Origin of the sequence: Collinsella sp. HCP28S3_E12 (assembly GCF_052065595.1) — a bacterium.
In the GTDB taxonomy this organism is placed as follows: domain Bacteria; phylum Actinomycetota; class Coriobacteriia; order Coriobacteriales; family Coriobacteriaceae; genus Collinsella.
In genome coordinates this window covers 85,960-105,127 of record NZ_JBQHTS010000005.1, presented here as the reverse complement: position 1 = coordinate 105,127, position 19,168 = coordinate 85,960, and the positions used below count along the sequence as shown (strand labels likewise).

At 52.8% G+C, this 19,168-nt stretch carries 12 protein-coding genes and 1 riboswitch; of the genes, 6 read left to right on the top strand and 6 right to left on the bottom strand.

Annotated features, from left to right (window positions below; all coding sequences use genetic code 11):
• Positions 1-29: 29 nt before the first annotated feature.
• Positions 30-767 (top strand): selenium cofactor biosynthesis protein YqeC, encoded by a 738-nt coding sequence (gene yqeC / locus ACTNBY_RS03430; protein ID WP_441063368.1) that lies wholly within the window; start codon positions 30-32, stop codon positions 765-767.
• A gap of 114 nt (positions 768-881) precedes the next feature.
• On the opposite strand, the gene ACTNBY_RS03425 is transcribed toward yqeC, so the two are convergent.
• Complete coding sequence (locus ACTNBY_RS03425) at positions 882-1,472, bottom strand: nucleotidyltransferase family protein (protein ID WP_441063367.1); 591 nt, start codon at positions 1,470-1,472, stop codon at positions 882-884.
• Positions 1,473-1,739: 267 nt separating this feature from the next.
• On the opposite strand from ACTNBY_RS03425, the gene ACTNBY_RS03420 reads away from it, so the two are divergent.
• The 3 genes from ACTNBY_RS03420 to ACTNBY_RS03410 all read left to right on the top strand — a co-directional run bounded on the left by ACTNBY_RS03420 (position 1,740) and on the right by ACTNBY_RS03410 (position 4,023).
• Positions 1,740-2,393: a helix-turn-helix transcriptional regulator gene (locus tag ACTNBY_RS03420; protein WP_441063365.1), complete on the top strand. Its 654-nt coding sequence runs from the start codon at positions 1,740-1,742 to the stop codon at positions 2,391-2,393.
• Between the two features lie 121 nt (positions 2,394-2,514).
• A complete protein-coding gene (locus tag ACTNBY_RS03415; RefSeq protein WP_441063364.1) occupies positions 2,515-3,204 on the top strand; it encodes a hypothetical protein in 690 nt (229 codons plus the stop codon).
• Positions 3,205-3,501: 297 nt separating this feature from the next.
• A riboswitch (SAM riboswitch) is annotated at positions 3,502-3,592 on the top strand.
• Between the two features lie 8 nt (positions 3,593-3,600).
• Complete coding sequence (locus ACTNBY_RS03410) at positions 3,601-4,023, top strand: hypothetical protein (RefSeq protein ID WP_441063362.1); 423 nt, start codon at positions 3,601-3,603, stop codon at positions 4,021-4,023.
• A gap of 55 nt (positions 4,024-4,078) precedes the next feature.
• Here the strand turns inward: ACTNBY_RS03410 and ACTNBY_RS03405 are convergent, their stop codons facing one another.
• Complete coding sequence (locus tag ACTNBY_RS03405; protein ID WP_441063359.1) at positions 4,079-5,446, bottom strand: PqqD family peptide modification chaperone; 1,368 nt, start codon at positions 5,444-5,446, stop codon at positions 4,079-4,081.
• 671 nt (positions 5,447-6,117) lie between these two features.
• Here ACTNBY_RS03405 and ACTNBY_RS03400 point away from each other — a divergent pair.
• Both ACTNBY_RS03400 and ACTNBY_RS03395 read left to right on the top strand, forming a co-directional pair.
• Positions 6,118-8,715 (top strand): hypothetical protein, encoded by a 2,598-nt coding sequence (locus ACTNBY_RS03400; RefSeq protein ID WP_441063357.1) that lies wholly within the window; start codon positions 6,118-6,120, stop codon positions 8,713-8,715.
• The gene (locus ACTNBY_RS03395; protein WP_441063354.1) at positions 8,690-11,251 is read left to right on the top strand and encodes a DUF2357 domain-containing protein; all 2,562 of its coding nucleotides are present in this window, start codon (positions 8,690-8,692) and stop codon (positions 11,249-11,251) included. Before ACTNBY_RS03400 ends, ACTNBY_RS03395 begins: the two co-directional genes overlap by 26 nt.
• A gap of 174 nt (positions 11,252-11,425) precedes the next feature.
• Here ACTNBY_RS03395 and ACTNBY_RS03390 read toward each other — a convergent pair whose 3' ends face one another.
• The 4 genes from ACTNBY_RS03390 to ACTNBY_RS03375 all read right to left on the bottom strand — a co-directional run bounded on the left by ACTNBY_RS03390 (position 11,426) and on the right by ACTNBY_RS03375 (position 19,165).
• On the bottom strand, positions 11,426-12,640 hold the full coding sequence (locus ACTNBY_RS03390) for a type II restriction endonuclease (protein WP_441015042.1): 1,215 nt from the start codon (positions 12,638-12,640) through the stop codon (positions 11,426-11,428).
• Positions 12,618-13,793: a DNA (cytosine-5-)-methyltransferase gene (gene dcm, locus ACTNBY_RS03385; RefSeq protein ID WP_427727144.1), complete on the bottom strand. Its 1,176-nt coding sequence runs from the start codon at positions 13,791-13,793 to the stop codon at positions 12,618-12,620. Before dcm ends, ACTNBY_RS03390 begins: the two co-directional genes overlap by 23 nt.
• Positions 13,794-14,028: 235 nt before the next feature.
• Positions 14,029-15,882, bottom strand: coding sequence for a DrmB family protein (gene drmB / locus ACTNBY_RS03380; protein ID WP_427727142.1), 1,854 nt, complete (start codon positions 15,880-15,882; stop codon positions 14,029-14,031).
• Positions 15,875-19,165, bottom strand: coding sequence for a helicase-related protein (locus ACTNBY_RS03375; protein ID WP_427727140.1), 3,291 nt, complete (start codon positions 19,163-19,165; stop codon positions 15,875-15,877). Before ACTNBY_RS03375 ends, drmB begins: the two co-directional genes overlap by 8 nt.
• Positions 19,166-19,168: the final 3 nt, after the last annotated feature.

Here is a 19,168-nt window from a genome sequence, read left to right as displayed (position 1 = left end):
TTATCACAGTATTATACGGCGGTGAACAGATGGAAACGACGAGCGGAAACCTTGCCTCCGCGCTCAAGCTCGAGCCGGGCATTACCGCGATTATCGGCAGCGGTGGCAAGTCGACCTTGCTAAAGGCGCTCGGCCTTGAGCTTATGCGCGTGGGCGGCCGCGTGCTCCTCTGCACCACCACGCATATGTTTCCCGTCGCCGGCGTGCCATGGGACGGGTCGAGTCGTCTCCTGGACGCCGCACCTTGGAAGCCGGGCGCCGCACATGTCCCCGGTTGCACCTGCGAGGCCTGCGCGGGCCTTGCGCGGGGAAGCATCTGCCAAGCAGGTGTCTTGGACCCCGAGACGGGCAAGCTCTCCGCCCCCGCCGAGCCGCTCGGCAAGCTGGCACAGCGCTTTAACTACGTCTTGGCCGAGGCGGACGGCAGCAAGCGGCTCCCGCTCAAAGCCCACGCTGCCTGGGAGCCGGTGATTCCCTCTGGCACGGCCAACATCGTCTGGATCGTTGGCGCCTCGGGGCTCGGCAAGCCCATCAACGAAGCCGTCCACCGCCCCGAGCTCTTTTGCGAGCGTTGCGGCTGCGAGACCACCGACATCGCCACGCCCGAGCGCGTCGCCCAGGTGCTCAATGCCGAAATGCAGGCGCTGAGGCTCGACGCCGCGCACGTCATACTCAACCAAGTCGACGCGCTCAGCGACCCCACGATAGCCGACCGCTTTGAGGCTGCCCTCGGCCGCCCCGTCGTCGCCACCAGCCTCCAGGGGTAGCTAATTTGGGACGGGGCTCTTTTAGCTACCCCATGTTGAGAGAAAAATCATCAGGTAGGCAGGGTAGCTAAAAGAGCCCCGTCCCAAATTAGCTACCCCTGGCGGCACCCCCTGCTAGCGAGGCGCGTAGCAGGCCGCAACGTGTTCTGAGACGCGGCGCTGTCCCTTGGCGGTATCGACGTCCCACAGCTCGTAGGCACGCGCCTCGACCAGCACCACGTCGGTGCGGTCCTTGAGAATCGAACCGCCGCCGTCCTTGCCCTCAAGACACATAAGCGCATCGAACAGTTCCGCCGGAAAGAGCACCGGGCTCGAAGGCTCACCGCTGCACGCCAAGCGCACCGGGTGTTTGCGGCCGCGCTCGTCAAACGCGCGAACCATGGCCTCAAAAGAATCCGCGCTCACAAGCGGCTGGTCGCCCGGCAAAAAGAGGCAACCTTTCCAGTTGTGATCGAATCCCCACGAAAGGCCCGCACGGACGCTTTCGCTGCGCAGCTCACCCTCGTGCAGCGCGCACGGGCAATGCTTGTCCTCGCAAATCTGAGCGACCTCGGGCCAACGCGTCGAAACCACAACGTCAAAGCCCCGGGGAACCGAATCGATGGTCCGGGCAATCAGCGGCTCGCCATAGATATCGGCAAGCATCTTGTTAGAGCCAAACCGCTTGCCCTCGCCCGAAGCCATAATGACGCAACCAAGTTTCATGGCGATACCTCCCCTGAAGCCATCGTACCCATAACGCGCGTCGCGGGGCATCTACATCGAAAGCGCTTATCCCGCACGCCCACGATGCAAAAAGGGGGCACCCCGCCGGTTGGCAGAGCGCCCCCTTTACATGGTTTACCTCAGCCCGGCTTTAGGCCTGAAACCAACGGACGGCGTTGCGCTCATAACGCAGCGACGCTTTCGTTATTTGCGAACAAGTGGGGTTTATGGCAAAGTGTGCCCAAACTAATTTTTAGGAAGGCACCCATGACCCCCGCACAGATTGAGTTTTATAAGCGCCTTGCACACGGCCTGGCGCTCCAGTTTGGCCCCAACTGCGAAATCGTCGTCCACGATCTGGAGACCGAGGACGTGGACCACTCCATCGTGGTGATCGAAAACGGCCATGTAAGCGGGCGCAAGCTGGGTGACGGTCCCAGCCATATTGTGTTTGAGTCCATGCACGAGGACACCACCGACGTGCACGACCGCGAGCCATACCTCACCAAAACCGCCGATGGCAAGCTGCTTAAGTCCTCGACCATCTTTATCCGCAACGACGAGGGCAAGCCTGTCGGCATTTTGGGCATTAACTTTGACATTACGCTCATGAAAGCTTTTGAGCGCTCGCTCGATGCCTTTACCGGCACCGACGGCACGGGCTACACCGAGCCCGAGCCCATTACCAAAACCATCGGCGACTTGCTCGAAGATCTGCTGCGCGAGTGCGAGCAATACGTGGGCAAGCCCGCGGCCCTTATGACCAAAGATGAGCGCATTCGCGCCATTGGCTACCTCGATCGTCGCGGCGCCTTCCTCATTTCCAAGTCGAGCGAGCGTGCCTGCGAGTTCTTTGGCATCTCTAAGTACAGCTTCTATAGCTACCTCAACGAGGCAAAGGCTGCCGCCGGCGACAAATAGTCAGCGCGCCTGCGCCCCTCCCCTTTTGGGCGTGAGTTCTGGAATGCACGAATCCAAGACTCGGCCGCAAGGCAAGTTCCATATAATCGAAGGACGAGACAGTTCGAAAGGATGGAACAAGATGGGGTCGAGCAACGCATCGCGCAACGACCACGGAGGCTTCGCTTCTGCCGCCAGGCATGCGAAACGCGCGTTTGACGAGGGCGAAGACGATCTGTTTGCGTTGAGCCTCGACGACGTGATGAGCGATCGCCCTTGGACCGCCGACGAGCCCATGAGCGGCAAAACCCATTCGGCAGGCGATCCTTCCGAGACGGCATCGTTTATCGCCGCGGCGCAGCATCTTGCGCCCGAACCGCCCGTTGCAGATCTCGACGACTTTGCGACCCGTCAGTTTGCCTTCGATTCCTGGGCTGATGCCGATCTGGACGAAACATCTGCCGGCGCGCCGACGCTCGGCGAGCCGGTAAATCCGCTTGTCGCCGCGTCTGCTTCCGAATACGAGCCGGACGACCATGCGCAAGCTATACCCACATCCTCATACACCGATAGCCACACTGATAACAACGATTATTATGGCGACTACTACGCCGCAGAAGAGGCGCCGCGCTTTTTGGATTTCAATCCAGTAGCAAAGATTATCTTTATAGCGATCGTCGTAGTGCTGCTTGGCGTAATCGCGTTTGAGGGATTTCAGCTGTTCCGCAGCCCCGTCGAGTCCGAATCGGCAACGCAGCAAAAAGAGGACGAGAGCAACGACTACCTCGACGTCAACAACCCCAAGGGCGACCCCAACGACGGGGACGAGTAGCGGGGGCTGAGGGCGGCTGAAGCGTCCATATGTAGCACCAGCTTCTACGTGCTGTTTTGTTATCCAGTTACACTTTTCCAGATGTTGAGACCGTCAGATTCGACACTTTTCCGTACTTTTGAGGTGCCGATTTCGACACTTTTCCGTACTTTTATAAGTCTGATTTCGACACTTTTCCGGATGTTGGCCGAATAATTGCCGCGTAATCAAGCGCCGTCTGCACATCATTTCGCAGGCGCGCTTGATTTGTGTCCGCGCGCGCTGATAGACTCCATCGTGCCCGCAAGGAGCGGGCGCGTTTTATCCAGAGTCGGGGTAGAGAGTTGGCTCCACGATCCCGACGCCAACCGGCCAAGAGGCACGGTGGCCCTGCCAACATCGATGAAAGGAGTCCGTATGGACAATTTCTCCGTGCGCAGTGAGCGCAATTTCCACAACCTGGCAGCCAAGCCAAAACGAATGCATCTTCTGGACAAGCCGAACGGCTATGCCTCGGCCATGGTCAAGAACAGCCTCCCCCACCAGATGCGCTTTACGGTACAGAAGCTCGAGGAAGAGCTCTGTGCTGCCGGCAATCCGCACGTACTGCAGATCAAGCTGCTCGGAGACGACTCACGCGAGCCGTCGAGTTGGAAGCTGTTTGCAGACGGCACGTGCATCGCGGACGGCTCGGGTGACTTTGCCCGCGAGTGCTTCTACGAGGGCGCCGAGGTGTTTCTGGACCTGTGTCGCGATGCCGTCGAGACTGCCGAACTGCGCCAGTGGAGCCAGAGGGAGTACGAGCTGCTGAGTGCTGCCCGCGGGATTGCGAGGGTGTAGGCAAGTTTTCGATAATTGCATTTTCTGATACGTCGAAGTGACGCAAAAATCGGGCTTACATTCCAACGTATCCGGAATCAATTTCCATTATGCACTCGGATATTATCCTATCGCACATATTGCAAGCAAAAATATCACCAGATTCCGCCTGAGACATACCTGGACAATGTGGACAGAAATCCCGGGTTTTACAGGATGTACATTCCCTCGTATTATCCCATCTCAGAGACTCCATCACTGTTTTTCTTGCTGGACTATTCCAAGCTTGCCTTACTGTACCGGTCTTGATATTGCCAAGAACATTTTTTAGGGACACACAGGGATGTATCTGCCCGCTGGGATCAATAGAGATCGAGGTGACTCCCGCACCACACATGTACTCAGTTCTTTCGAGTCCCGAAGCAGAAACGTCAATTGAGAAATAGTTACTACGGATCGCCGAAATCGCGGTCCTAATAGCAGCCTTGTCGCCAATGAAGTACTCCATGGGTTTGTCGCTGCCATCGTTGCGCGAAATTAGACTCGCACTAACGCGGTATTCCACTCCAAGCTTTTCAGCGAGATCGATAACGTTAGGAAGATCAAGATGATTGATCGATAGAAGCATAACATTGAGAACCACAGGAACATCGAGCTCCCGAAGCCGCTTTATAACATGAATTGTCCTGTCGAATGACCCAGGTTTACATGTAATCGCATCATGCACGTTCGGATTTGAGCCATACAGACTAATGAAAAATGCCCTAGGCCTAGCTTTCGCCAAGCGCACCAGCAGCGCATCATTCTCGTAGAGAAATAATCCATTGGTGTATACGTCGCAGACGAACCCGCGTTCTCTAGCATAGAAGAAAACATCGGGGAATTCTCTATGCACAAATGGGTCTCCACCAGTAAAAGCGAGATGCATACAACCCATTTCGCATAGCTCATCGATTGCACCACGGCAGTCTTCAAAATCAATTACACAATGCGACTGCGTGGCACCAGGGAAATGAGCGTAACAATGTACACAGCTTTCATTGCACGCATAAGTCATCTCAAAGGTCGCTGAGTAAATCTGATCGCACGGCTCCAAGCATCGCATAACTTCGCCCTCAATATCATCATCCGGCTTGGCGAAATTCCCCGACACAGCTTCAGCCTCGCTGTAGCCTCCATCAAGAAGGATAATGCCCATTTCATAAAGCTCGTCAACAAAGGAACACACATCACTGATGACTTCACCGCTATCACAGTCGTATTGCTGTGCGATATATCTGGCAATGTCAACAAGCTCACAAGACTGCTCATTGGCAATCTTATGCCATATATCAGCCGCCACGTTCTCAAGCGTAAGCATCTGCCGCGTGCGTAAATCGTATAGAACGGTAAAGGGTTCGTATTCCCTCCAGCAGATATCATTCGGTGAGTAAGAAATCCGCATCACGCCTCCAAACAGAAAGACGCCCGTCCCGTAGGGCAGGCGTCTTTTCAATCAATCTGACCGCAAAAACTACGCACGCAGGCAATGGGAGCGGCCGGAGCCGCCACGAGAGCAAGACATGGAGGTAATAATCGCAACCGAGCCCTTCTTTGAAACCTGAGGCTTGACGTAGGCCTTCTTCATGTGGATCACCTTTCATTGAATGACGACGCGAGCACATTCTCCACGTCAAACCAATGGTATGTCCGATACGGCAAATAAACAAGAGCGTTTTGCGGCGTTAGGTTTAATTGGGAAGAGGCCAAGCGTTACTGAGCTGCGCATTTCTTATTTAATTATTTAATTATTTAATTTAATGAAAAACGCGCCTGTTTACCTGCGAATATGCATGGCAATCAAACGAATTAACTTTTTTCATCCAGAAATAGCAGGTAGATAGCATAGTTTCATCTAATTTGCTCAGGCTGATCAGACGACGCATCCTCTTCTCGCCTTTTGGCTTCCGACGAAACAGCTGAACATCGCGACAGCCATACGACTAAACTGGCGCTCACCTCATGTAATCAACCGTTCGCGTAATCGATTTTGTTGCTCAATAAATTGGCAGGTAGCGTCCGTACAATTAATTATTAGTCAGTCATCTGTCTTGGCAGTGTTGAAAGGAACCGCTCATGGGCTTCACACTCGCATCGCGTAAAGTTACGAGTATCTCGGAATGCGTTCGTAAGGAAATGATTACCTACGTGGAGTACGACGGGCCATCTCCAAAACGAGCAATTACCTATCCTCAATACCTCGTAGACGAAGACAAGATAACGCGAATCGATACCACTACCTTCCCCGAAATCGGCGGCCTCCCGGTAACACTCGAAGGCAAAACCAAAGAAGAATACGAAGGTATTTTTGGCCGACTCGTCGTTATGAAAACCAACGTTGATGTCGACCAGTTCATGGAGAATAACTACTATCCCCATCTGGAACATCATCGCTACAACTCAATTGCCAATTACAACTGGAAGCCGGGACGCAGCAACATCGACTTTGTCGAGTTCAGAAAAAGCCAAATCTCATCACGCCTTGTTCAGATTATTTCCGCAGACGACGGGCTGATCGATTTCAGCCAACCGCTCGTCAGCACCATTCATCCGTCTGTTTCACAGGCAATGCCGCTCACCAAGTACATCATGCTGCGCCAGGAAATAGACGACCAGCCTTACCTCTACGGGCCATTCGAGATTGAGCAAAAAGCACCCGGCGTCTATTCCATCAAGGCCGTTCAGTCTTTTGACGAGTACATTTTTGCCGAGAAAGCGTCGAGCTTTACCTTTAAGCTCACCGTAAACGATGGAGAGGGCAATCCCTATGCACGCCTTCTCGACATCGACGAAATCAAAACTCGATTTACATCCAGCAATCGCAAGTATGACTGGATGCCCAATGAAACGGTTTTGAGCGCCATCGCTCGAGTTTCACGCACCACGGAAGTCGGCCTTTCGAAAAACGAAGCCCGTAATCTTAAGACGGCAATCGAGGCCTGCACCGACCTGGAAACGAAGATCGTCACGACCCCAGAGCGACGCAAGCGCATGCTCACCGCGCTGAGCAAGTACGAAGAGTGGTCGACTCTTTCCGACAACCGCAAGCGCGAAATTATCGATACCGTCTCTAGCGAGCAGCTCGCACAGTACGTTCTAGATGACGAGCACTTTGCAGAGTTCTATGACAAGGTCAAAGAGAACGAGCAAATCCGCCAAGAGGTCGCGCGCCGTCAGGCTGACCTGGAAAAACAAATCCAAAGAGCCCAAGAAGAAACTGCTCAAGCAGAGCAGCGAGCTCGTGACGCCAAGGCGGCCGCCGATGAGGCGGAAGCCAGCCGCGACGAGGTCAAAAAACGAATCGTAGCCGAGACGGAAGCGGAACTCACCGGACGCAAAGCGGAGCTCGATAAGACGCTCGAGGACCTCAGGAGCGCGAAAGCAGATCTCGAAAGCCTAGAAGAAGGCAAGGTCCTTGCCAAGCGAGCCATTAAAAATGTCGTCGAGTCGTTTAAGGATGAGATGACCGCGAGCGAAAAGCTCCTCGAGTCGACCGTCGTTCGCGAGATTCTGGGAGCGGTCAATCCCGTACCGTCGGGGACCGCCCCCTTGGCAAACCCGCAACAAGCAAATGAAGTAGCCCCCACTTTGGCCATGCCCGCCATGCTGTCCGACGATAAGCTTTCAGCTTCGGACCTTTTAGACCGTATGAGCGATACCGTCATCAATCGAGCTGGACGCGACTTTACCCGCAACGATATCGCCAACCTTATGATCTGCCTTACACAAGGCTATATCACTACCTTTGCCGGCATGCCGGGCACGGGCAAGACGAGCCTCGCGGGAATACTCGCCGGAGCCTTGGGGCTTACCCAGCCCCAAGCAAACCGCTTCTGCGAGGTCTCAGTCGAGCGCGGATGGACCAGCTACAAGGACTTCATCGGCTTCTACAATCCCTTTATGGAGCGCGTGGAGCCTGCAAACGCTGCCGCCTACCAGGCCTTTGAGCAACTCGATGCCGAGCAACAGCTCAAAGACCTCACCCCCACCCCCTACATCATGCTCCTAGACGAAGCAAACCTTAGCTCGCTCGAGCACTACTGGTCACCGTTCCTCCTGGCGTGCGACAAGTTTAGGAACCGTCCCACGGCGCTCTCCCTTGGCGGCGGGCACGCCTTTACGACCCCTTCCTGGCTGCGCTTTATCGCGACGGTCAACTTTGACCACACAACCGAAGAGCTCTCTCCCCGCTTCCTCGACCGAAGCTGGGTCATTATGCTCGACGCGCCGGACACTCCCCTGGATATCGATGACATTCAGAGCGAGGAGCACGACTTTTCCGACGAGCCCGCCGTCCCCCTCTCGACGATCGAATCCGCATTTGGAGTCCGCGAAACGCAGATGCCCGCTGGCCTTGCGGCGAAATTCCAGGAAGTGCTCACATGCTGCGCTACATCCAATCATCCCGTAAGCCCGCGCTCCCAGCTCATGATGCGCAATTACATCGTTACCGCGAGCAACCTTATGGATACCTCCTCGGCATCGACCACCTATGATCCGGTCGATTTTGCCGTCGCCCAAAAGGTCCTGCCTCAAATCTGCGGAACAGAGGATCGCGTGAGAAACCTGCTCGATGGCCTGGGAGCCATAACCGGCCTTCCCAAGACAAAGCAGCGTATCGAGCACATTCTCGAGGTTGGTGGAGACAGTGGCTTCTACCAGTTCTTCGCTTAAAGCCTGCTCGATCCGGCTTATCCTGCGCGACCCCCGTAACCCTTCCGCTCCCCTGTCGTTTGAGATGCACGAGGGTCGCAGGACACCTGGCTTGGGTGAAATAGACTACAGCGCGGCGATCGTCGACCGCGCCCAGTATGAGTTGTCCTTGTTTACCGACAGTGACCTGGGTGCGGTCAAGATAACGCTGCGAATCAACGAGGACGAACATCATTGGCGCTGCCTAATGCCAGAACAGGCGGGCAGCAGTTATGTTTATCGACTTGACCCCTCCAATGGAAATAACAATTGGAGACCGTTCTCGGATACCTATGGGTTTGCAACCGTCGAAGCTCGCATCTATTCGTGTCAGCGCCGCTTTGAGCCGTTCGCGGTAAAGACAAAAGAAATCCCTTGCACCAGCACTATTAGCAATCAGCGCCAGTATGTCGTGGGATTGCTAGATGAACTTGCCGGGCAGGAACTTGCCACGCCCATTGGGTGGATGCTATCGGCGGGAAACACTCAGGACAGCGACTTCCTTGGAAATGCGGAGGGCTCAGGAGCAAACAGCCTTCGATCGTTCGTTTTGCTTGCCGAGACAATCCTTGCCGGTATCGAAGTGGAGCTTCCCAACTTTAAAACACGGCCATATACCAAAACCGATCGATCGGAGCAGCTCGTCACCGCCGAAAAGTTGCGGCAGATCGGTCGAAATGAAATCGAATGGCTTTACAAAAACCCCGACCGGCTGTTCCCCGTGCGCCAGAGTACCGCTATCCGTATGCAGGGACGCAACTGGTATAGCCGCAAGATTCAAACAAAACAGACCGTCCGCTCGTGCGATACGTACGAGAACAGGTCCGTCGTTTCTTTTATCTCGCACGTTTCCCGCACGCTCGCGCAGGTAATCGCGGGCATCAATCAAAAGCTGGATGCCCTTCAAGAAGCGAAAAACAGGCTGTCTGGGATACAGGGCACCGAGGGACACCTCATTCCCGTCATGATTATCGATGCGCAGATTGAACGCGACCAGCCTTTGCTGTCAAAGCTCCAAGCACAGAGAACTCGTGCACAGCGCTTTTATAGGCTCCTTTCCGAAGCCATGCCGGCCGCCGTTTCCAACACGTTCCAGATGCCTCGCAAAACCAAGATCTTCCAGGAAATACCCCATTACGCGCGCCTTTTTCAGCTCATGCGCGCGTGGGACGCTTTTGGTGAATTTGATTTTGCGCGCGAAGGTCTCATCTTGAGCATGCATCGCGTCTCGCGCCTTTACGAGCTGTACTCGCTCGCCTCTCTGCTCCGTTGGTTTGACTGCCAGGGATATACACCGGACAGTTCGTACGCAGCTCCCTTTGAGCGAGTTGAGCGAACTCAGGAATACGGGATGCCCAACAACGAACGAGAAGTCGCAAACGTCTACCGCCTGCAGCGTGGAAGCGAACGGGTCACGCTGTGGTATCAGCCCGTGCTCTATGGAAACGACCGAGAATTCGCCGGCCTTGGCGCGCATCGCCTGCTCGCAAATGATTTGTTTGATCAGCAGCCAAGTGACTCCTACTGGACGCCCGATTTTGCCCTGAGCTTCAAAGATGCCGACCAAAATTCGCTGTTTTTACTCGATTCCAAGTTCACGTCTGTCGAGAATGCAAAAGAGCAACGCTTCAATCCCTGCATCAACAAATACCGTTTTCAAACCATTCGTTCCAACGGCATGCCCATCGATAGCGTGTGGCTCCTTTGCGGACAGGCACCCGAGGCAGCTTGCGTCCCAACAGGAGCAATGTCCTGGGCCCGCCAGCAGGGCATCCCCCCTATCGGAGGACTGGCGGCGCTCTCGCCCTTTGGAAACTCTATTGACCAGATGATGCAGTGTCTGGGAATTGCGAAGGGCGCTACGATCGAGAATGTCATGCAGGCTGCCGAGAACGTTGTTGAGGTAAGCCCTGAGCCGCAATGGGAACCGTTTGCTGCAACTACGGCGATGCCGGAGAATCCGGCGGCGCCTGTTCAGGTCGAAATTGAACAAGTGGTGGAGCCTGATCCTGCAGAGCCTGTGCGCGAACCGGAACCGGAACCCGAGGAGTCCATCGAGGTCTCGGCGGTCGTTGAAGCCGAGCCTGTGGTAGAGGCAACCGATGCGGTCAAGGCGCCCGCGGAGGAAGCTGGCGCAGCCAATCCCGCTGAGCCCGACAAGCCCGCAAACCCCAAAAAGGAGAAGAAGCGCAAGCCGAAAAGCAAGGCCAAGCCAAAGCGCCCCGCTGGGCCGGCAATAGACACTGCCGAAGTTCGACGGATGCTGCTCCAGATTATCGACGGGACGCCTGACAGACGTGCGCTTTACGACCAGCGGTGCTCATTCGACACCTTGGGTATTAGCCATCCGCTGCTTCGCGACAAAATACCAGCGGGCCGCGAAGGCAAGTTCTACGATGTAGAGCCCATCACCGTTGACGGAAAGGACGCTTTTATCTTTAAGGCCTGGACGCCGATGAATGTGAATCAGATCAAACGCGCCTGCGCCCGATTGGCTAAGGAGCAGGCTGGGGATTGACGACTTGTTTGAAGGCCTAATGGCAGGGAGAGGATGCGTACCATTCGTGACTACAATCTACAACGTTCCATTAGCCAACAGTGAGCAGTGTATGTAATTACCGCAGTACTACCCAACACATTGCCCTTCGCGTAAAACTTATGAGTACGGTCAAGCAAGCGAACGGCACACAAACTATTCGCTTGCTTGTTTTTCCTCAAGCATCTCGCAAAGCTCGCTTACGCTCATCAACCATTTTTGTTGTTCGGCAGTATATGAAGCAAAAACGGGACGAGGCACAACTAGTTGCAGATTGTGTTCGCGCATCGAATCCGTGTACTCCGTGCTAACCGCAGCATCGAGCGTAATTAGGTGCTTATGATCAATTCGATTTGCCTCTTCGAGAACCTGACGCCAACGCTCTTTTATTGTCGTCTTTGCCCCAAGCATCGTCAGCCGCTCTACCGGAAAACAGGCATCTCTGTACGCCTCAATGGACGGCATAATGAAATCCGGCTTCGATTTACCCTCAGTGTAGGGCTGAGCGGTATAACGAATGCCCCTTCCTTTAAACAGAAACTCGAGCTGGTGTTCAAACGCCGCACCTGCTCGCGACTTCCTTCGCTGAAATGTTGACATCGTTATTCGAAGTACCGCGTCAACATCCAGCACTCCCCTCATATAGGGAGTGAGGTCATTTTCAAGTAAGTACCTTTCGAATACCTTGAATAGAATCTCTTCTCGTTCATAGCAATCGAGTAAGCACTGGTCAGGAAATTCTCTCCAGTCAAGATCGCCAAGCGTCGAAGCAGAATACCTTGTGAAGTCGATTCCTTTGGGAAACGAGTCGCCGAACTTTTCGATCATATCGTCCAGATATGACTCGGCAGAAGCAGGTAAGGCAACCTCAACACCAATTGCCTCGAGAATAGATGCCGCAATCGATCCGATTCTAATGTCATCGGTCGTTGACCGCGAGAATCTGCCACTAGAGACATCCTCTAAACCAAACAGCCACCTCAGTTGACTTTCGGCATTTGATCCTCGACTCGCGAACACAACCAAAAGACCGTGCTCATCAGAAATCGCCATGATCATTAGGTCGTCGATATGGGCGGCCTTAATTGCGTCATTGTCATTGTAGTAAAGCCTGTATTCAGTCCTAGTAGGATGCTTCCTGCGAGCGTCATACCAAGTTGTGAAGCCATGGTCAAACAGTGGGTTAGCATCGTCGCACAGATAAGCAAAGGTCGTCGGTATGCCCCTGATATCATTATCGCCAAAGAGCGATCGAAGCTCAGCGGTACCATTGAATTCGTGCTGATTGCTTACTTTCCCGTCGATATCAACCGCGACCAGCCTCTTTGCGACTGCGCCATCAAAGTAGCTACTCAGTACACCGTAATCCATCGAAATAAGCCTCCATCATTACCTTGGCAACCGCCCGCACTGCTGGAACAGTAACGGAGTTTCCGAATTGATGATATGCCTGCGTGTCAGACACCGGAATGATGAATTGATCGGGAAAGCCCTGGAGCCTTGCGCATTCACGCGGAGTGAGCTTGCGGGGATTGACTCCCTCGCCACGAGAAATAAGAATTTCGCTACCGTCCTTATGATATCGCGCTGAAAGGGTACGTGTGGTGTCGTCGGGGCCCACTGTGCTATAGCCAAATCCATTGCCAGCCGCCTGATGCTTTTTCTTATAAGCACGCAAATAGTCCCATAACTTATCCGACAAAATGTATCGATTATCCGGGCTGTCTTCAAGGATCTCCTTAACAGTATGACCACCAGACCCCATATCAAGCTGATTCCAGTCAAATGGAGTCTTTTTCTTGAAGCCGACAATATAGATGCGCTCACGGTGTTGGCAAGTCCAATTTTTACTGTCGAGCACTTTGTAATGGACGTCATAACCCAGTTCATCTTCAAGCGTCTGCATAATAATCTTGAAGGTTTTGCCATGGTCATGGCTCGTTAAATTCTTAACGTTCTCAAGCAGGAAAGCCTCCGGCTTCTTATCGCGCAGGATCCGAGCAACTTCAAAGAATAAAGTACCCTGAGTTTTGTCTTCGAATCCCGTCGCCCTGCCCATAGATTTCTTTTTTGACACACCTGCAAGCGAAAAGGGCTGACACGGAAAGCCTGCTAGCAGCACATTAAAACTCGGAATGTCTTCCGAGCGGACCTCGTGAATATCTCCCGCAGGGGTGTCCCCGTAATTCATTCGATAGGTCTTCTGCGCGAACTTATCCCACTCGCAAGAGAAAACGCACCTGCCGCCCAATTCTTGAAAAGGCATGCGTATGCCACCGATGCCCGCAAAGAGGTCAATATAAGTAAAGGGGGCGTCCTTGCGATCGCCTTGTGCAAATGGAGCCTTATGGCCAAAAGAGCGAATAAAAGCCAGCTCAGCTGCAGAAGGACAAGATTCTCCCGTCTCCCACCGGCGCACAGTTCTATCACCATTTGGCCCCATCCCAAGGGCAGCGGCGAACTCTTTTTGAGTTAACGCAAGCTCTTTACGCTTTGCAGTTATCTCCCCTTTTACGTCTAACATGCTATCCAATCGGAATAAACTGCGGACGACTTGTCCGCTAATTGACACAGCGAATCACTAGCTTAAGGCGTATCACAACGCATGGCAATAGTGACAGCATGACAGTAAATTAAATGCGCATGCGGACATATTTAGCCGAATAGTCTTTATGACCTTCAATTAACTAGTGGGCCAGCTTTCGCTAGCCCACTAGTTAAACAGGCGTTTGAGCAGTCTGTTTCCTGTTCCAATTTCCTCAAAGGGCATTGTAAAGATCAGCACTAAATAAACCAGTCGTCGGCATGTCGAACGTACCTACGATTAGAGCCCTATCGAGAAACCTGTTGCCGTTTTCGCAGGCGGTTTCCGGAACAAGTGCACAGTTATAACAAGCTGCCAGATTACAGGAGTCAAGCCCTTGGCCCCGCGATTCAATACAGACAGGATCATCTGAACACCAAGTAGCTTTCTGCATGGAATTGTTTAGAATCTCTTCGAACCTACCCGGCTCCCCGGATCTGACCAAGCCGCCCAGGGAACCATCTCCCGACGCGGACGCAGTGTAGATTAGAACGCCGTGCATGTCCTCGAACTCCTCGGCGCCATCCTCTAGGTACGCTTGGCAATACACTCTTTCACGAAGAGATGCGGCGGAATAACCGCAGACTTCGCTGATACCCAACAAAACTATGTGAGAAAAAGTGTGAATGGCGACGAACAGGGGATTGATCTCCCTAGGCTTAGCATTACGACTTTTTATCGCGTTATTAAGGTTTTCCTGCATTACCTCGATTCTGGCAGCAACCTCGGGCCGCGCACACCACTCTTCCAAAACGCTCTGGTCGAATTCGACAAACACTCCCTCACCAACGGTTTGGTTTGCAAGCGTCCAGTCAAGTCGTTTTCTCGAAAGCTCTCTTCGCCTTTCCTCCATACTCTTCAGATCGTTGTATTCAGGGTTCAATCTGGTGAACCCAACGAGAGCCCGGGTTACGGTCAAAGTGTCTATCAGGGATACACCCGCTATGTAGTTACGGATTAGCGGCGACTCGTATTCATTGGGGTTAACGGCACGACCGACAAATTCCCCACTCTTCCTAATTTTAGGATCTCGCAGCGTCAGATACTCGTCATGAAGATACTCAATCTCGGATTGTCCAGAGTCCCCTTCAGTTTTCTTTCGTTGATAAGCCAGACGCAAGTCTTCCGGGTCGACTCCGCCCATGCTTGCAATTAACGATAACGCTGCGTCCAAATCACCTTTTCGATCGAACTCGAGCATCGTAGTAAACTGCTCATCAGCAACTTTCTTCACCCGCTCATCCAATGCATCGGGGATGAGCACCGAGCTGACCACATCGGGATAACATACGTTCGTTGCGCCCATAATAACGACGCGCAGGTCTTTCCCGTCGCAAGAACATTGTTGTTTGGAAATACGATTAAGCCATGGCTGCCTGCCGCTGCAGTGATAACCAATCTTGTTCAGTCCTTCTGGTCTATTAGCTCCGTGGAGCGATTTACGAGCTCCGCAAGTGCACTGATAGACGATATCGCCCATGGTCGTACTTCCGCCCATGGTCCTTCTGCTTACAACATGTTCTCTTGATTTCGGATCAATGTCTGTTCCGTTATGCACCCACTGCATAACGGGAAAATTATCGATATGGCCATGTGGACACACGACGACAAAACGCTCTGGAATGAGCTTAATATCGCGCTTAAATTTTTTTGAACAAGCCTCGCATCGAATCTGTGTACTTACATTGGTCGACTCTTTGTATTGCATTTGACCGCATCGTGGGCAATACAACCAGTTGGGAAAACGAAGCGCTGGGACGAAACCGCCGTGGTGCCCGTCATCAACTGGAGGCGCATACAACCTATTTACTCCAACGTATCTTTTCAGCCTTGAATCTGCAATTGTCTCCAGGTTCCCCTTGTTTACCTGTTGCTCATAAGCATCAAGGCCGGCAATCATTACCGTAGTATTGGCATCGCACGGGTAAATTGCGCCAACGCTATACGGCCCGAACATCTGGCCCATGCGAAGCGAATAACTTTTTCCTCTTCCCTGTTTGCGAGTATTTCCAGCATTGAACCTAGGCATTACATTCCGCCTCCCTCTCGTTATATTCGCCATATGAGCCTACAATCCGCAGCTTGCATTGAGCGTCAACGCTTCTCATCGAAGTCGGAACATCAAACGTTCCCCCGCTCCATGCATCGCTCGTCTTGCTTCCCGAAGGATGCATAAGCGGAGTCGGCGGATCAAGATTATCCGGCTTAAGTTCGAACCATCGGTCATAGTCACTCTCTTGCCAAATGGCGCGAATGGCTTCTATATCCTGTTTGGCACCAGCAAGCTCATGAGGGTCAACCTTTTCGATTCGAGATAGTATCGTTTCCGCCGCAAGTGAAAAAGCCCTTTCCTCGGGGCTTCGGAACGCCTCGGAATCTTCTTCATCCACCGACCGATAAATACCGATCAAGGTTCCGAACAGAGCACGATCGCGGACCTGTCTACAAAATGAGGTGACGCTAGATGGCTCAACGTTTTGATAAAACCCATTGTGATACATTGCAAAATTCTCGTAATGCGAACGATCGCGTGGCTTCGTAGCACTATAAACAACAAACACAATGCCCTTGGCCTTACCGCGGCCAACACGACTACTTGCCTGAATGTATTCTGCCGTTGTCTTGGGCTGGCCCTCGACAACCATCAGCCCAAGACGCCCGACATCCAAGCCTACAGAAATCATATTAGTCGCAAAACAAAGGTCAACAGCCTTACTCGAAGGATATGAAATAGTGAGGCTGTCTAAGCCCTTTCTCACCTCGTCGGCATCCTTACGTCCCGTCAGCTCTTTCGCCACGTTGATATACCGCACGGATTTATCGCCAACTCGCTCCGCACGCATCTTGTGTTCGTGAAGTCGTTCCGGAATATCACCGCCCATCCAAGTGACGGCTTGTCCAAGTTCTCTCGTTGTTCCATAGTAGCCAACGATGGTCCAATAAGGATCTTTTTGTTCATCAGTAACATCATTCCATGTTGCAGGCTCCCAAAGAAGGTCTGCATAGAGGCGTATATTTGCTGAAGCAGCATTCAATGTCGGGATAAACAAACCAGCATATCGGCGACCTCGAGCTTCCTTGTCTTCATAGGAAAAGAAAGAGTCGTCGTAGTCTATTCCTGAAGGCGGAAACTGAAATACCTTGTCTTCCCCACAGGCATATAACTGATTGCACTGCTCTTTAGCCCTGCCAACCGTCGCTGTCGAAGCAACGACTTTTGGCAAAATCTTGGAAGAGTCGTCCGTACGCTCGCAAAGCGCAGAAACAAGGGTTTCGTAATGGCCCGCCATCGACCCTAACGGCCCAGATATTAAATGTAACTCATCCTGGATGATCAGTTTGGGAGGACGACCCCTTCTGCCGTTGTGAATTCCGAACAAAGCAAAGGCTTCGTGACGGTAGGGCAGCATTGCGAACTTATCAATTGTTCCGACAAGAAGTGATGGCGGGTTTTGATAAATCTCCTCATCGACGACATCCAAAGGCAGTCCGTCGCCTTTCGAATAACCGCATTCAGGATTCGAGCAGACAAACAATAGCTTTTTTGTCCGCCTTTGACGCACATAAGATGCCCTGCGGTCGTCTTCAAAACTACTCCCACACCAAGGGCACTTGCGCACTGGAAATGGATTAAGGCCTTCGTTTCTATCAACATAAGCCTGCCTCTTTTTCTCAGCTTCGTCACGCTTATTCGGACTTGCATCACCACCAACCCATAATCCAATTCTGAACTCGCGACCACCGAGTAGCTCGGGCTCCTTGCGCCTCATCGCTTCAAGAGAGCAGATAAGGGAAGAGGCGCGATCGAATTGTTGTGAAGTCAGAAGACGTAAGGTATACCGCATAAACACGGTGACGCCTTCACTCTCATTATGCGACAGACGCTCCCAAATTAGCACGAATGCTGTAAGCCCCAGATACGCCTCCGTTTTACCGCCACCAGTTGGGAACCAGATCAAGTCGACGACTTTCCTGTCTTCGCATGTCTCATCCACCATCGATCTGATATTCATCAAAATAAAGGCCAGCTGAAAGGGCCTCCAACTACGCGTGTATCCAAGGGGCTCATCAAGGCTGCCACGCTCTCCCGAGACAACGCTATAATGCAAGAACTGTTCATACATGGCCTCGTTGGCCATTATGAACGCCTTTTTTGCTATGTCATCCGTTTCCAACGTGCCGAGGCCCTCTTCAATACGATTAAGGCAGATTTCACACTGAGCCAAGTTATCCCACGCTGCCGCTCGATAGCATTCCGATAGCCCTTCAGCCTTGCCCCTCACTTCTGCAATCCACTGACCATATTTCTTGCATAAAAGCTGAATCGACTTGACAGTGTCATCCCAATGGTCAGGATTGCCAAAATCTTCAATCGATAGGGTCACGTTTTCCATAGACGGGTGAATTGGCTTCATTGAGCGCGTTTCGGCAGTTGGAATAATCTGAGTTTCAGCCCATAATACAGGCCGATTATCATCCCAACGAGTTGCACACCCATGCCCTATCGCATAGTTTCGAATATTGCGATAGATAAGTCGTTTTGTCGCTTCTTCCGCTGATGCAACATCATTTGCCTGATTCCATACCGGCGGAATAAGGCCGCTGCTAGAGCTAATTCTTAAATAAGTTTGGTAATAACACTTGAGATCATCGTCGGACCGATTGCCCGTTGCGTTGTCCGTATTACATACAGCCACCGTGAGCACTACGCCGCCGGAAATAGCACGACGGTAAACGAGCCATAGCTCGAGATGCTCTTTCCCCAACCTGTAAACGCGCTTGACATCATCATGACGTCCGCTTGGAATTGCAAGGTCTCCCGATTTGAAAACAAAGTGCACAGGAACGCGTTTAAAATGGCTCTTGTCGTCGGCTTTGATTCGGACATATTTTGCGCAACGGATATCGGCCGACAGGACGTCTCCCGGCCGAACTGCCACGGTCATGCTAATGGCAGACTGTGCACGTGCGTTAGATAGCGCGACCGGCTCTTCATAGTCCTCGTCGGGTAAAGCCTCGCCCACATCTGAGGCATCCGCTATATCTGGCAAGCCACCGTCGCGAGCAGGGCCCTCATTGCGTTCATCCAGAGCCGTGTCCGGTTCTCTGCCGGCGCTCTCCCCTTGGGCGACATCAACGTGAGCGCCCCTTGGGTGCAAGACTCCAGCATGATACCGACCCGCCGGAGAATCACGCTCGTCAAGTATTTCTTCAGAGTCTGGGTCCATCGGCCCAACAAACTCCTCATGCACAGACTTATACAGACGGTTCCTGAGCTCTTCATCAATAGTGTCATCGAATTTTGTATTCATCTA

Excerpts from the sequence above, each read along its gene's own strand:
- ACTNBY_RS03415 (WP_441063364.1), top strand. The coding sequence starts at position 2,515 with ATGGGGTCGAGCAACGCATCGCGCAACGACCACGGAGGCTTCGCTTCT.
- ACTNBY_RS03390 (WP_441015042.1), bottom strand. The coding sequence starts at position 12,640 with ATGGATTACGGTGTACTGAGTAGCTACTTTGATGGCGCAGTCGCAAAG.
- drmB (WP_427727142.1), bottom strand. The coding sequence starts at position 15,882 with ATGCCTAGGTTCAATGCTGGAAATACTCGCAAACAGGGAAGAGGAAAA.
- ACTNBY_RS03400 (WP_441063357.1), top strand. The coding sequence starts at position 6,118 with ATGGGCTTCACACTCGCATCGCGTAAAGTTACGAGTATCTCGGAATGC.
- ACTNBY_RS03405 (WP_441063359.1), bottom strand. The coding sequence starts at position 5,446 with ATGCGGATTTCTTACTCACCGAATGATATCTGCTGGAGGGAATACGAA.
- ACTNBY_RS03375 (WP_427727140.1), bottom strand. The coding sequence starts at position 19,165 with ATGAATACAAAATTCGATGACACTATTGATGAAGAGCTCAGGAACCGT.
- ACTNBY_RS03410 (WP_441063362.1), top strand. The coding sequence starts at position 3,601 with ATGGACAATTTCTCCGTGCGCAGTGAGCGCAATTTCCACAACCTGGCA.
- dcm (WP_427727144.1), bottom strand. The coding sequence starts at position 13,793 with ATGTTAGACGTAAAAGGGGAGATAACTGCAAAGCGTAAAGAGCTTGCG.
- yqeC (WP_441063368.1), top strand. The coding sequence starts at position 30 with ATGGAAACGACGAGCGGAAACCTTGCCTCCGCGCTCAAGCTCGAGCCG.
- ACTNBY_RS03420 (WP_441063365.1), top strand. The coding sequence starts at position 1,740 with ATGACCCCCGCACAGATTGAGTTTTATAAGCGCCTTGCACACGGCCTG.
- ACTNBY_RS03425 (WP_441063367.1), bottom strand. The coding sequence starts at position 1,472 with ATGAAACTTGGTTGCGTCATTATGGCTTCGGGCGAGGGCAAGCGGTTT.